12 protein-coding genes and 1 pseudogene are annotated in these 12,548 nt (G+C 61.5%); 6 read left to right on the top strand and 7 right to left on the bottom strand.

Going from position 1 to position 12,548, the window contains the following annotated elements:
• The first annotated feature begins 36 nt into the window (after positions 1-36).
• Both WJM78_RS19690 and rimI read left to right on the top strand, forming a co-directional pair.
• On the top strand, positions 37-525 hold the full coding sequence (locus WJM78_RS19690; RefSeq protein WP_108535508.1) for a DNA polymerase III subunit psi: 489 nt from the start codon (positions 37-39) through the stop codon (positions 523-525).
• Positions 526-587: 62 nt separating this feature from the next.
• Positions 588-1,037: a ribosomal protein S18-alanine N-acetyltransferase gene (rimI, locus tag WJM78_RS19695; RefSeq protein WP_339011213.1), complete on the top strand. Its 450-nt coding sequence runs from the start codon at positions 588-590 to the stop codon at positions 1,035-1,037.
• Positions 1,038-1,044: 7 nt separating this feature from the next.
• On the opposite strand, the gene WJM78_RS19700 is transcribed toward rimI, so the two are convergent.
• On the bottom strand, positions 1,045-1,590 hold the full coding sequence (locus WJM78_RS19700; RefSeq protein ID WP_339015935.1) for a hypothetical protein: 546 nt from the start codon (positions 1,588-1,590) through the stop codon (positions 1,045-1,047).
• 183 nt (positions 1,591-1,773) lie between these two features.
• Between WJM78_RS19700 and WJM78_RS19705 the strand changes: the two genes are divergently transcribed.
• Positions 1,774-3,564, top strand: a complete 1,791-nt coding sequence (locus WJM78_RS19705; protein ID WP_108535510.1) for an AMP-dependent synthetase/ligase — start codon at positions 1,774-1,776, stop codon at positions 3,562-3,564.
• 85 nt (positions 3,565-3,649) lie between these two features.
• Here the strand turns inward: WJM78_RS19705 and gshA are convergent, their stop codons facing one another.
• From gshA to WJM78_RS19725, 4 genes are read right to left on the bottom strand one after another with little or no spacing between them, the layout of a single operon-like run.
• Positions 3,650-5,248 (bottom strand): glutamate--cysteine ligase, encoded by a 1,599-nt coding sequence (gene gshA / locus WJM78_RS19710; RefSeq protein ID WP_042038877.1) that lies wholly within the window; start codon positions 5,246-5,248, stop codon positions 3,650-3,652.
• Positions 5,249-5,308: 60 nt separating this feature from the next.
• Entirely contained in the window at positions 5,309-8,122 is a 2,814-nt protein-coding gene (locus WJM78_RS19715) for a pitrilysin family protein (RefSeq protein ID WP_339011219.1), read from the bottom strand.
• A 26-nt stretch (positions 8,123-8,148) separates the two neighbouring features.
• Positions 8,149-8,586, bottom strand: coding sequence for a YqaA family protein (locus tag WJM78_RS19720; RefSeq protein WP_042038875.1), 438 nt, complete (start codon positions 8,584-8,586; stop codon positions 8,149-8,151).
• Positions 8,583-9,572 (bottom strand): NADP-dependent oxidoreductase, encoded by a 990-nt coding sequence (locus WJM78_RS19725; RefSeq protein ID WP_339011222.1) that lies wholly within the window; start codon positions 9,570-9,572, stop codon positions 8,583-8,585. Before WJM78_RS19725 ends, WJM78_RS19720 begins: the two co-directional genes overlap by 4 nt.
• Positions 9,573-9,616: 44 nt before the next feature.
• On the opposite strand from WJM78_RS19725, the gene WJM78_RS19730 reads away from it, so the two are divergent.
• Positions 9,617-9,784, top strand: coding sequence for a hypothetical protein (locus tag WJM78_RS19730; protein ID WP_162265158.1), 168 nt, complete (start codon positions 9,617-9,619; stop codon positions 9,782-9,784).
• Between the two features lie 48 nt (positions 9,785-9,832).
• On the opposite strand, the pseudogene WJM78_RS19735 reads toward WJM78_RS19730, so the two are convergent.
• Positions 9,833-10,814: pseudogene (locus WJM78_RS19735) on the bottom strand (Preprotein translocase subunit SecY).
• Between the two features lie 255 nt (positions 10,815-11,069).
• Between WJM78_RS19735 and WJM78_RS19740 the strand changes: the two are divergent.
• The gene (locus WJM78_RS19740) at positions 11,070-11,366 is read left to right on the top strand and encodes a hypothetical protein (RefSeq protein ID WP_339011225.1); all 297 of its coding nucleotides are present in this window, start codon (positions 11,070-11,072) and stop codon (positions 11,364-11,366) included.
• A 19-nt stretch (positions 11,367-11,385) separates the two neighbouring features.
• A complete protein-coding gene (locus WJM78_RS19745) occupies positions 11,386-11,736 on the top strand; it encodes a hypothetical protein (protein ID WP_339011228.1) in 351 nt (116 codons plus the stop codon).
• A gap of 53 nt (positions 11,737-11,789) precedes the next feature.
• Here the strand turns inward: WJM78_RS19745 and WJM78_RS19750 are convergent, their stop codons facing one another.
• Positions 11,790-12,533 (bottom strand): ferredoxin--NADP reductase, encoded by a 744-nt coding sequence (locus tag WJM78_RS19750; protein ID WP_339011231.1) that lies wholly within the window; start codon positions 12,531-12,533, stop codon positions 11,790-11,792.
• Positions 12,534-12,548 lie beyond the last annotated feature (15 nt).

Raw genomic sequence — 12,548 nt, forward strand, 5'->3', positions numbered from 1 at the left:
TTTTCACCAATGCAAATCAAGACAGAGCCACAGCCCATGCAAGATCCCGTGCGTCAGAGCACACATCAGGCGCCATCCCTTGAGCCAAGCGGCCTCACGCCCGATCTGATGCGTCAAACCCTGTTGGCCCGTATGGGGATACAGAGCTGGCAACTGCGCCGCCCGGCCCTGCTGGGGGTCCATACAGCCCCAGACAAGCAGGAAACCGTCGCGCCAGCCCCTGCTCGGGATACGCCTTCCGTCGCACTGGCCCAATCTGAGCTCGACACGCCGCCGGCCGGCAAGCTCTGGATCCTGGCCCCTCGCCTGCCCGCCCCGACCCTGCTGGCAGATCTGTGCCAGTTGCTCGGCATCACCGTCGACGAGGTGACGCTGCTGACCAGGCTGCCCACCGGGCACAAGCCACCCCAGCTCTGGCTGGAACTGGCCGATCCCGCCTGGCCCGATGCGCTGGTCTGCCCGCTCACGCCGACACCGGCCCAGAAACGGGCGCTGTGGCAGCAACTCAGATCGCGCCTCGGTTAAGCAACCCTGTTGCCCGGATCTGCCCCTTTCCTTCCGCCGCCCCGACCCAACCCGGAGTCACCATGCCTGAGTTTCGTCCCCTGCTCGAGACAGATTTCGAGCTGATTTACCCCATAGAACAGGCCGCCCACAAGGAGCCCTGGAGCCAGGCCAACCTGATCTCCTGCTTCGGGCCGCGCTATCTCAATGGCTTGATGCTGCTGGATGGCCGCCCCGCCGGTTTCTACATCTCGGATCTGGTGGCGGGCGACAGCTCGCTGATGAACATCTGCGTGCACCCCGACTTTCAGGGCAAGGGGCTGGGACGGGCGCTGTTGAAGGAATATCTGGCGCGCAGCAAGGCGAAGGGGGCCGAGGCCTGGTTCCTGGAGGTACGCGACAGCAACCGGACCGCCATCGGCCTCTATGAGAGCGCAGGCTTTGCCGAGTATTGCCGCCGGGCCGACTACTACGGTACTGGCCAGGATCGGGAAGACGCCGTGCTCATGTCACGCCTGTTCGACTTCGGCTAGGCCCCCCTCACAGCAGCGGCGCATTGTCGAGAGCCGGATCCTGCAGACTCTGGGTGGTGTGCAGCACGGCTTCAAAGCCAGCCGCCGACAACGGCATGAAGAAGCCGCGCTGCCAGGTGACACCCGGCATCCAGATCTGCTGGAGATCCACCACTATCTTGATGGGCTTGAGCGGTTCCCCCGGCTGCTGCACATAGATGCCGGGCAGGGTCACCACCTGCGGGAAGCTGCGCAGTATGTGCTCGCTGCCATCCCCCGCATCCGGATTAAGCCGTACCTTGACCAGCCTGGCCAGCACGGGCGCCATCTCCTGTGACTGCCACAATGTGGCGTCCAGCAGCATGCAGCGTCGGCACTTGGCACGCTCGATCACATAGAGCAGTGGATAGCCCTTGAGCTGGGCCAGCTGCTGCGCCCTGGCGTATCCGTCGGCGCCGCTCAGCCAGGGGCTCTCTTCCTCGCTGGCCATATCCCCCAGCGCAAACCAGAGCCCGCCAGCCCCGGCCAGCAACAGCAATACCCCTGTGACCACCCCCTTGATCCCGACACTCATGGCAACCCCCAAACGAATCCAATTCATCACCCCCCATCATGCCTCAAGTTTGCCCTGATTGCTGACTTTGTGATCCAAGACAAACGGCGCACACTTGTAAGCTGTAATCTTAGAGTTTAAACTCCAGCGCAATTTTTTGGTGCCCCTGCGGGCGTACAACTGTTACTTGAGGATGTTTGACTGATGCCGAAACTCCATCTGGTTCGACTGATGCGTGAACGTATCGCCCGGCTTGGCAACAAGGCCGCCCTGCGCGTACAACAGGATGGCCAATGGCGTGCCATCGGCTGGCGTACTCTGGGACAGGCCATGGACTACTGCGCTCAGGCGCTGATCCGCGCTGGCCACCAGCCCACCGAAATGGTCGGCCTCTACGCCCGCAACATGCCGGAGTGGACCCAGGCCGATCTCGGCATCCTCGCCGCCCGCGGTGTCAGCGTGCCAATCTACCCCACCAGCACCCTTGAGCAACTGCGCTATATCGTACGCGATGCCAACATAGGTCTGCTGTTCGTCGGTGAACAGGCCCAGTTCGATCAGGCGCTCACGCTGTTGAAAGATGGCGAGATCCGCCAGATCGTCGCCCTCGATGGCAAGGTCAACCTGCGTGACTGCCCAGAGGCCAGCCACTTCCAGGCCTTTCTGGTCTCCGGCAACCATCAGGCCAGCGAGCAGGAGTTGCGGATACGGGAAACCCAGTACCGGATGGATGACTTGCTGACCCTGATCTACACCTCGGGCACCACGGGTGAACCCAAGGGGGTTATGCTCGATTTTGCCAACATCGCCGCCTGCTTCGAGATGCACAACAGCCGCCTCGATCTCAACGAGCAGGATGTGTCGCTGTGCATGTTGCCGCTCAGCCACGTGTTCGAGCGAGCCTGGACCTACTACGTGCTCTACTGCGGCGCCGAGAACGTCTATATCCGCGATCCGCAGAAGGTGATGGATGTCATCGGTGAAGTGCAGCCGACCGTCATGTGCGCCGTGCCGCGCCTCTACGAGAAGGCCTACGCCATGATCCAGGCCAAGGTGGCTCAGGCGCCACGCCTGCGTCGTGCCCTGTTCGGCTGGGCCACCGGCGTCGGCAAGCAGCTGGTCACCAGCCGTCAGGCTGGCAAGGCGACCTCGCCGCTGCTTTACGCCCAGCTCTGGCTGGCGGAGCGGCTGGTGTTTCGCAAGCTGCGCGCCCGCTTCGGTGGTCGCACCCGCTTCCTGCCGGTGGCAGGCGCCCGTCTGGCCGACGACGTGAACTTCTTCTTCCAGGCCATGGGGCTCAACCTCAAGTACGGCTACGGCATGACTGAGACCACGGCCACCGTCTGCTGTTACGAAGACAACCAGTTCAAGCTGGGTTCCATCGGCACGGCCCTCAACGGCATAGAAGTGAAGCTGGGTGAGAGCAACGAGCTGCTGGTGCGCTCCCCGACCGTGATGCGCGGCTACTACAACAAGCCCGATGCCACAGCCGAGGTGATGACCGAAGACGGCTTCCTGCGTACCGGCGATGCGGGCGAACTCGACAGCGACGGCAACATCTACTTCACCGAGCGTCTCAAAGAGCTGATGAAGACCTCAAACGGCAAATACGTGGCACCGCAACTGGTAGAGGGGACCATCGGCAAGGATCGCTTCATCGAGCAGATCGCTATCGTCGCCGATGCCCGTCACTTCGTCTCGGCGCTGATCGTGCCCTGCTTCGAGTCGCTGGAGGAGTACGCCCGCTCCATCAACCTGCAATACCAGTGCAAGACCGAGCTGCTGCGCCACTCCCGGGTGATGGAGTTCTTCGATGCCCGCATCCAGGATCTGCAAAAGGAGCTGGCCAAGTTCGAGCAGGTGAAGAAGTTCACCCTGCTGCCAAGCGCCTTCTCCATGGAGCTGGGGGAGATCACCCCCACCATGAAACTGCGCCGCAAGATCATCGAATCCAAATACCAGAGCGAGATCGAGGCCATGTATAACCATGTCTGAGTACAACCACGCCTGATCCCGCACAGGTTCAAGGAAATAAAAAAGCCGCTCACTCGAGCGGCTTTTTGTTTGTGCATGCCTGGCATCAGGCTGTCGTCGTGCTGGTACCGAAATAATCGGCCAGGAAATCATCAAACGACAGGCTGTCGCTGCGTTCCCGCTCCCGCTGCTTGGCGAGGGACTCGCGCGCCTCGGCGGCGAAGTAGGCCGGATCCCAGTACTGCAAGTCGCCTGCCAGCATCTCTTCCCGATAGCGGCTCGCCAGCTCGTCGCCGAAGCAGCCGTTGTCCTGACCGCTCTCCAGCAACTGCTTGAGCAGGCGGGCTGAGTAGGTCAGCTCCGGGTTGAGCAGCTTCTCCCTGTGCATGGCCAAGGTCTCGCGGTAGCCGTTGCGGCCACAGCAGCGATCCAGCAGATCGGCCACCTGAGCCAATTCGTCGAACAGCTTGACGCCGTGCTCCTTGAGGCCGATGGCGTTGCCCTGCTCATCTTCCAGCTCCAGGCCGGGGCGACGCCCCTCCAGCACCACTTTGTTCTGGTTGCGGCGATTGCGGGCCATCTCCTCGTCACTCAACACGGGGGACGGGCGCAACAGGCACCAGACCAGGAACAGATCGAAGAAGCGGATCTGATCCACATCTATGCCGAACGGGGTGAAGGGGTTCACGTCCACGGTGCGCAGCTCTATGTATTCGATGCCGCGCTGCTCCAGCGCATCCGAGGGTTTCTCGCCGCTGCGCGGGGTGCGTTTGGGCCGGATCGGTGCATACAGCTCGTTCTCAAGCTGCAGCACGTTGTCGTTGAGCTGACGGTACTCGCCATTCACCTTGACCCCTATCTTGGCGAAATCGGGATCATGGGTGTTGATGGCACGACGCAGGCTGCTCACATAAGCGGGCAGGTTGTCGTGGCTGATCTTGAGACCCGCCTGCGCGCTGTTGGTGTAACCAAGATCGGACAGGCGCAGCGCGGTAGCATAGGGCAGATAGAGGGTGCCCTTGCCGATCTTCTGGAACGGCAGGTTGCTCTTGCGCCCCTTGAGGAAGGAGTCGCAGATGGCCGGCGAGGCGCCGAACAGATAGGGCACCAGCCAGCCGAAGCGGTAGACGTTGCGAATCAGCCCCATGTACTTGTCAGAAATGAAGCGCTGGCTGCAACAACCCTCGCACACCAGATCCTGCCACTCGCTCCAGAAGCTGTCCGGCATGGAGAAGTTGAAGTGCACACCGGCGATCACCTGCATCAGGCTGCCGTAGCGGTTCTTCAGTCCCTGCCGGTAGAGGGTCTTCATTTTGCCGATGTTGGAGCTGCCGTATTGGGCCAGCCGTATGCTCTCCTCATCACCAACGAAGCAGGGCATGGAGAGCGGCCAGATACGCTCGTCACCAAGATGATGGATGGCGTGGCGATGGATGTCGCCCAGCTGTTCGAGCAGGCTGTCGATAGAGTCGGTGGCCGGGGTAATGAACTCCAGCAGGCTCTCCGAGTAGTCGGTGGTGATGTTGGCATGGGTCAGGGCCGAGCCCAGACTCCTGGGGTGATCCCTCTGGGAGAGGGTCCCTTCCGGCGTGATGCGCAGACATTCACGTTCGATCCCGCGCCGGATCCCCTTGAGGGCCGTCAGCCGTTCCGGCGAACCCAGGGCGGTCAACAATTCGGTGAGTGACAAGCTAGTCGTGGTCATATTCACAGCTCAAATGTGTGGCCGCCCCACAGGGGGGCGGCACTATTTTATGAAGCGCCCTCAGGGCAGCTGCAGCGGATAGATGGGAAGATGAAGCTCCTTCAGGGGTTTTTCAAGCTTTTGCTTGTCGCCCACCACCACAATCACCATGTCGGCCGGATCGAGCCAACGGGCGGCGCTGGCTTTGAGCACCTCGGGTGACACCGTTTTGATCAGCTGATTCTGGGCCTGCACATAGTCAGGCTTCAGGTCATACATGATCATCTGCAGCAGGAAGCCAGCCTTCTGGCTCAGGGTTTCGTAAGAGAGTGCATCCTGCTGGGAGACGGCGCTGCGCATGTAGTCCAGCTCCACCGGGGTCGGGCCGGTCGTGCGATAGCCCTCCATCTCGTTGAGGAACTGACGGATGGCATCCACGGTCGCATCAGCCCGCACATTGGCGCCGGTGGCGAAAGTGCCCACCTCGCGATTAGCGGAGAAGCCCGAGCTGGCACCGTAGGTGTAGCCCTTGTCTTCCCGCAGGTTGAGGTTGATGCGGCTGTTGAAGTTGCCCCCCAGGTTGAAGTTCATCAGCCCTGCGGTGAAGTAATCTCCCGTGGTATCGAACGGCATGGCGCGGCGGCCGATGCGGATCACCGACTGGGGCGCCCCCGGCTTGTCCACCAGGTAGATGCCCGGCTTGGCCTGTTCACCCTTGGGCTTGAGGCTGCCAAGGGTTGGCGCGGACCCCGTCCACTGGGTCAGGAAGCCGAGTTGCTCCTCCACCTGGGACTGGGCCACGTCCCCCACCACCACCACCTTGGCGTTGGTCGGGTTGTAGTAGTTCTGATAGAAGCGCTTCACGTCCGCCAGGGTCAGCTTCTCGATATCAGCCAGCACGCCATCACTGGGCTGGCCGAGGCGGTTTTCCTTGCCATAGACCAGCTCGCGGAACGCCTGGCTGGCTAGCCACTCGGGCTGCTGCTCGCTCTGCTTCATCCCCTGCAGCAGCTGCGCCTTGACCCGTTCGAAGTCGGCCTCGCGCATGCCGGGCCGCTCATACATCTCGCGCACCAGCGCCAGGGTCTGCGGCAGCTTGTCGGCCAACGAGCTGATGGTGATGAGGTTGCTGTACTGGGCACTGGAGACGCTGACACTGGAGCCGAGCTTTTGCAGCTCGTCGCTGAGCTGGGCCTCGGTCAGGCGCACCGAGCCCTGCCCCATCATGCTGGCGGTGAGGTTGGCGAGCCCCAGCTCTCCCTTGCCTTCGGCCCGTATACCGCCCGGCAGGGCGATCATGATGGAAACGGCCGGGATCTCGTCACTCTGGGTACCGATGATCTCGATCCCCTTGTCGAGCTTACCGTGCCAGATGGCGGGCACCTTGACGCTGACGGCATCCGCCGCCTTGGGCTGCACGCTGCGATCGAAAGTGTCCTTGACCGGGCGCAGCGCCAGCGGCTCCCCATGCTGGCTGTAATCGGGCAGCTCGCGCTTGGCGGGGGTGAAGTTCGGCTTGGCCACCTGCCAATCCGTCTTGCCCTTGGGCACCACGCTCAGCACCACGGCCGGCTTGTCCACGATGAACTTTTCATAAGCCGCCTTGACCTGCTCCGGGGTCACCTTGCCGATGGCATCCAGTCGCTTGAATACGTAGTTGGGATCCTGGGCAAACACCTGGCCCATGGCAAGCTGGCTCACCTTGCCGGAGACGCTGTCGAGCCCCCAGATGGCCGAGGCGCGATAGCTGTTGATGGCTTTTTCCAGATCCTCTGGCTTGAGGCCGCGACCGGCAAACTCGCCGATCACCTTGTCCACTTCCCCCTTGAGGGTCTTGAGGCTGCCATCCACCGCCGGGTTGGGATAGGCGTAGACGGTCAGGGTGCAGGCCAGCTCCTCGCAGTAATGGGAGGCGCCAACGTCGATGGCCTTGCCGGTTTTCACCAGCGACTGGTAGAGCATGGAGCTGGCGGAGCCGCCGAGCACGTCGGCAAACATGTCCAGCGCCGGCTCCTGCGGATCACCAAGGGCAACGGTCGGATAGCTGATGTAGAGCAGCGGCAGATGGACCTTGTCCTCCAGCGTCAGGTAGCGTGTTTCGGGCAGGGTCACCGGCTCAGGCGTCGGCTCGGCCACGTCAGGGCCACGCGGGATGGAGCCGAAGTACTGTTCGATCCAAGCCAGTGCCTGTTTGGTATCGAAATCGCCGCCCAGGGTCAGGGTCGCGTTATTCGGACCATACCAGCGCAGGAAGAACTGCTTGAGGTCATCCACCCCGACCCGGTCAAGGTCCTCTACATAGCCGATAGGCTGCCAGGAGTAGGGGTGGGTGCGCGGGTAGAGCGCCTCCCCCACCTTCTCGCTCACCAGCCCGTATGGCTGGTTATCGACCCGCTGGGCGCGCTCGTTCTTGACGGTGGCGCGCTGGATCTCAAACTTCTTCTGGCTCACCGCATCGAGCAGGAAGCCCATGCGATCCGCCTCCAGCCAGAGCACCTTCTCCAGCTGATTGGCTGGCACCGTCTCGTAGTAATTGGTGCGATCCTTGTTGGTGGTGCCGTTCATGTCGCCACCCGCCTCGTTGATGATCCGCATGTGCTCCTGATCGCCAACGTGTTTTGAGCCCTGGAACATCATGTGTTCGAAGAAGTGGGCGAACCCGGACTTGCCCACCTGCTCGCGGGCCGAGCCCACATGATAGGTGACATCGAGATGCACCAGGGGATCTGACTTGTCAGGCGCCAGGATCACGGTCAGACCGTTGTCCAGCCTGAACATCTGGTAAGGGATGCCAAGCTTGCCCTCTTCCTTGACCTGCTCGGACACCAGGATGGGGGCGGCCAGCACAGGCAGGGTGAAACCCAGCAGAATACTTAATGGAATGAGTTTGTTCACGGTTACCTCGTGAGTGAAGAAAAGGGCTAGAAAATATGACTGGCCAACAGAAAAACCAGGGCATAACGCAATAATTTGCCGACCCCGATCAGGATGATAGAGCGCCAGAAGGAGAGACGTAGCCAACCGGCCAGCAGGCAGAGGCCATCACCAACAACAGGCGTCCAGGCCAGCAGCAGACACCAGTGACCATGTTGTTTGAGCCAGCCGAGGGCTTTTTGTTCCCCACGGCCTTGAAAATCTTCCGGCTTTTTCTTGAAGGTGGCGAGCCAGCCGAGCCACCAGGTGGTCATGGAGCCGAGGGTATTGCCGAGCGTCGCCCACAGCAGCAAGCTGGTCATGCTCCACTCTCCCTTAACCGCCATGGCGCCCAGCAGCACTTCCGAGCTGCCAGGCAGCAAGGTGGCGGAGGTGAAGGCGCTCAGAAACAGCCAGCCCAGCCCCATCTCGGCAATGCCATTCATCCGGGCAGGCCATCGGCGGCAGGCATGCGCAGCACCAGCTTGCCACGGACATGACCACCCTCGATGGCCTGATGGGCCTGCGCCCCCTCGGCCAGGGCAAACTCGCCACCGACTGTGATGTGCACATCCCCCTGGCGCAGCAGGTTCAGCATCTGGGCCAGCTGTTTGCTGTCGGGGTGCACCAGCATGCCGAGCACCTCTATGCCGGTATCGGCCGCCGCATCCTTGATCTGCTGGGCCGTGATGGTGGGCACTGTCACCAGACGGCCACCGGGCTTGACGCAAGCAAGCGCCGCCTTGCCGCTCTCGCCGCCCACCAGATCCAGCACCAGATCGACCTGCCCCCCCTGGGCCAGGATCTGCGCGGCCCAGTCAGCGTCGTGGTAATCCACCCACTGGTCAGCCCCCAGTCTATGGAGAAAATCGTGATTGTCACGACTGGCCGTAGCGACCACCTCGGCGCCATAAGCGCTGGCAAACTGCACCGCCAGATGGCCAACACCACCGGCACCGGCCAGGATCAGCACCCGCTGCCCGGCTTTGAGGCCGCCATGTTCAAACAGCCCCTGCCAGGCGGTGAGACCGGCCAGCGGCAGGGCTGCGCCCTGCTTGAGGCTGATGCCATCGAGCTTGACCAGCGCCTCTTCGCTCACCACTGTACTGTCGGCATAGGCGCCACCCGCCAACGGAAAGCCCACCATGCCGCACACTTGATCCCCCTCTGCCAGCGCCGTGACACCCGGGCCCACCGCCTCAATCACCCCAGCCACATCATAACCCGGTGTCCAGGGCAGATTGTCCTTGTTCTGGGCCGCCGCCCAGCCGAGGCCGGCCCGGGTCTTGGCATCAATGGGATTGACTCCCGCAAAGCAGATGCGCACCCGGACTTCCCCCTCCGCGGGCACCTTATCCTGCGAAGGGTTGAGCTTGAGTACCGAGGGGTCGCCGAATGCGGTAATCTGTAGCTGCGTCATTGCACAATCCATCCTGTTGACTGATCAAGGGTCAACAGAATAACAGCGAGGACACCATGGCTCGAATGTTTCTTATTCCTCTGTTGCTGGCACTGGGATGGTGGGCATTGCTGCTCTACTTCCGCATCCCGCTCAAACAGGGGGCCAAGGGGTTTTACTGGATCATCGGCATAGGTGGGGGGCTAGCCGCCTTCCTCAGCCTGATGATGGTGCTGACTCACTAACGCTGCCGCTCGCGGCAATAAAAAGGCCACCCAGAGGTGGCCTGGCTCTCAACCCGCTTGTCCACTGAGGTGGTAGTGGCGATTGCTGCCCTGCCCCAGCACCCCTTGGGCCAGCAGATGCTGAAATACCCTGTCTACCTCTTCCAACGAGAGCGAAAGGGCCAGTGCCACCGAGCGCTTGCTGCACTTGAGCTCGCCGCTCTCCAACACGGAACGCACCTGGGCCACCACTGCAGGCTCGGGTTCCGGCCTGCTCGCCTCCGGGGGAGTGGCCGCAGACGCAGCCTGCTCCCGCGCCTGCTGCCACAGCCACATGCGGCGAAAGCGGTTCTCCTCGCCAATCAGACTGACGAAGAAGGCGCCAAACACATCCAGCAGTACGGAGAGGAAGCAGACTAACAGGAACTGCACCTGGCTGATGCTCATGCCCACGCCGTCCGCCAGACTGCTCATCAGCCCCAGCATGGAGGACTGCTCATTGACCGGCTTGGCATCCCGCTCCTGGCGCAACTCATCCTGCTGCAACCTGAGCTTGGTGTTGGCCTGCTGCAAGCCGCTGACACCGCTGGAGATACGTGCCATTTCTATGTACTTGCGGGCCGCCTCCTCGTTGAGCTGGATCTGGCGCTCTATGCTGGCGATCTGCTCGTCGAAACGGGCCAGTTCCCGCTCGTGATGCGCCTGCTGGCTCAGTATGGTGTTGGTGGCGCTATTGATGCCGCCGATACTGCCGCCGATGGAGATGGCGGCCAGCACGCTGTAGAACAGCAGCGACCAGAAGGCCCCCCCCCAGATCCCGCCGCGCCTTGCACTCCCCATACTCGTACCAGACGTAGAACTTGCCCAGTTCAAAGATGATGGCCAGCCCGCCGAACAGCCACTTCATCAGCGGGTTGTCATCGATGGAGAGGAACAGCAGCAGGGAGAAGATGATGGAGGCCAGAATGGCCAGCCCGGTGAAACTGTATACCGTCGTCAGAGCAAACCACCCCTTGGGGTAGCGCAGCGCGGAGGAGTCCTGTGTGGTCATGATGAAGGGGTGTGCTGTGCAGGAAAAGTTGGCTGCCGATTATAGTCGCCAGACTCGCACAGAGAAGGGCAAATGACTGAATTCCTTCAGATTGACAACCAGCTGCCCAGAGTGCGACCAAAACGGACAAATCGGCAGCAGAAAAGCGATACAATCCCTGCCTGACTTGATCATGTGGTGAGATGGAGTACGGTTCCGCTCAGGTTCAGCCCCGGTCTGTAGACTCATCCACCGTTGCAATTATCAGAGGCCATCATGAACAGTAAGACCACTTTGCTACTCTCCCTTCTTCTGGTTACCGGCAACGCCGCAGCGACACAGCAATATCAAGAGAGCAGTGCCTCCGAATTCTCCGTCGATGAGCTTACATTCAATCTGAACTGGGATGACACGCAGTTCGGCTGGCCCCAGAACGACTGCCTCGATCTGGGGGGCGGCGAAACCGCCCCGGCCGACTGCGAGGCGGTCAAATTCAATCTGAAAGATGAAGAGAACCGCAACCAGCCACCGAAAACCAACCAGATCCCTGCCAATTCGCAGAGTGGCCAGTAACGACAGGAGTACCCTTGCGATGACCCAAACCAAACACAACCCCATTATCCATCGCGGCGCCCTGCTGCTCTCCCTGCTCATGGCGCACGGCATCGCGTTTGCGGCCCCCCCCAGCAAGCATGGCGATGGCATCAAGATCTCCGGTGATGGCATCAAGATCAATCTCGACTGGGATGACAAAGAGTACGACTGGTGGCAGAACAACTGCCTGGATCTTGGTATTGGCGACAGCCGGATCAAATTCAACTGTGACAAGATGGATGGCAAGTACCGGGATCACTACAACCGCAGCATTCACAGCGGCAATAATCCGGGTCAGGGCCATAACAAGCAGAAGGGCAATGGCAACGGGAACGGCAAGCACAACTAACCGCCACCACCGCAGTAATCACACAGGGGCACTAGGCCCCTGTGTTCGTTGGACTACCAGTAATTCTCCGCACTGATATTGCCCGGCGCCCGGCGCAGGTTCTTGGCCAGTCCCAATGCCAGCAAGGTCTGTTGAGTCTCCTTCACCATGGCCGGATTGCCACAGATAAGCACCTGACTCGACTCCGCTGAAAAACCCAGCCCCACCCGTTCCTGCAACTGGCCGTTGGCGATGGCCGCCGGGATCCGCCCTGTCATCGCATCGGGCCAGGTCTCACGGCTGACGAAGGGCACGTAGCGAAAGCGTGCCCCCTGCTGCTCGGTAAAACTGGCGATAAGCGGCTGATAGCTCAGCTCCTCCCCTTTGCGTCCCCCATGCACCAGCACCAGGTTCTCGAAGCTGTCGAAGGCCTCGCCGTCCGCCAGCATGGAGAGGAAGGGACCGATGGCGGTACCGGTAGAGAGCAGCCAGAGATCGCGGCCGGGCGGGAGCTCATCCAGAGTCAGAAAACCGGTCGCCTGGGATTGCACCAACAGAGTGTCGCCCGCTTGCAGGGAACCGAGAGTGGGGGTCAGCTCGCCATCGGGGATCTCGACGAAATAAAACTCGTGGTACGGCGCAGAAGGCGGATTGACGAAGGAGTAGGCCCGCTGGATGCGGCGATCACCCTGAACAAGGGCCAGTTTGGTAAATTGCCCTGCCTTGTAGGGGGCCAGTTCGGCCTCCACACGCAGGGAAAACAGGGTGGGGGTCCATTCGATACGCTCAATGACCCTACCTTCGACCCAGGCTGCCATAAGGCTCTCCTCCAG

It is taken from the genome of Aeromonas popoffii, assembly GCF_037818705.1.
Classification (GTDB): domain Bacteria; phylum Pseudomonadota; class Gammaproteobacteria; order Enterobacterales; family Aeromonadaceae; genus Aeromonas; species Aeromonas popoffii.

Bases quoted from the DNA above. Each gene is read 5' to 3' on its own strand.
- WJM78_RS19705 (WP_108535510.1), top strand. From the start codon at position 1,774: ATGCCGAAACTCCATCTGGTTCGACTGATGCGTGAACGTATCGCCCGG.
- WJM78_RS19730 (WP_162265158.1), top strand. From the start codon at position 9,617: ATGGCTCGAATGTTTCTTATTCCTCTGTTGCTGGCACTGGGATGGTGG.
- WJM78_RS19700 (WP_339015935.1), bottom strand. From the start codon at position 1,590: ATGAGTGTCGGGATCAAGGGGGTGGTCACAGGGGTATTGCTGTTGCTG.
- gshA (WP_042038877.1), bottom strand. From the start codon at position 5,248: ATGACCACGACTAGCTTGTCACTCACCGAATTGTTGACCGCCCTGGGT.
- WJM78_RS19690 (WP_108535508.1), top strand. From the start codon at position 37: ATGCAAGATCCCGTGCGTCAGAGCACACATCAGGCGCCATCCCTTGAG.
- WJM78_RS19725 (WP_339011222.1), bottom strand. From the start codon at position 9,572: ATGGATTGTGCAATGACGCAGCTACAGATTACCGCATTCGGCGACCCC.
- WJM78_RS19720 (WP_042038875.1), bottom strand. From the start codon at position 8,586: ATGAATGGCATTGCCGAGATGGGGCTGGGCTGGCTGTTTCTGAGCGCC.
- WJM78_RS19740 (WP_339011225.1), top strand. From the start codon at position 11,070: ATGAACAGTAAGACCACTTTGCTACTCTCCCTTCTTCTGGTTACCGGC.
- WJM78_RS19745 (WP_339011228.1), top strand. From the start codon at position 11,386: ATGACCCAAACCAAACACAACCCCATTATCCATCGCGGCGCCCTGCTG.
- rimI (WP_339011213.1), top strand. From the start codon at position 588: ATGCCTGAGTTTCGTCCCCTGCTCGAGACAGATTTCGAGCTGATTTAC.
- WJM78_RS19750 (WP_339011231.1), bottom strand. From the start codon at position 12,533: ATGGCAGCCTGGGTCGAAGGTAGGGTCATTGAGCGTATCGAATGGACC.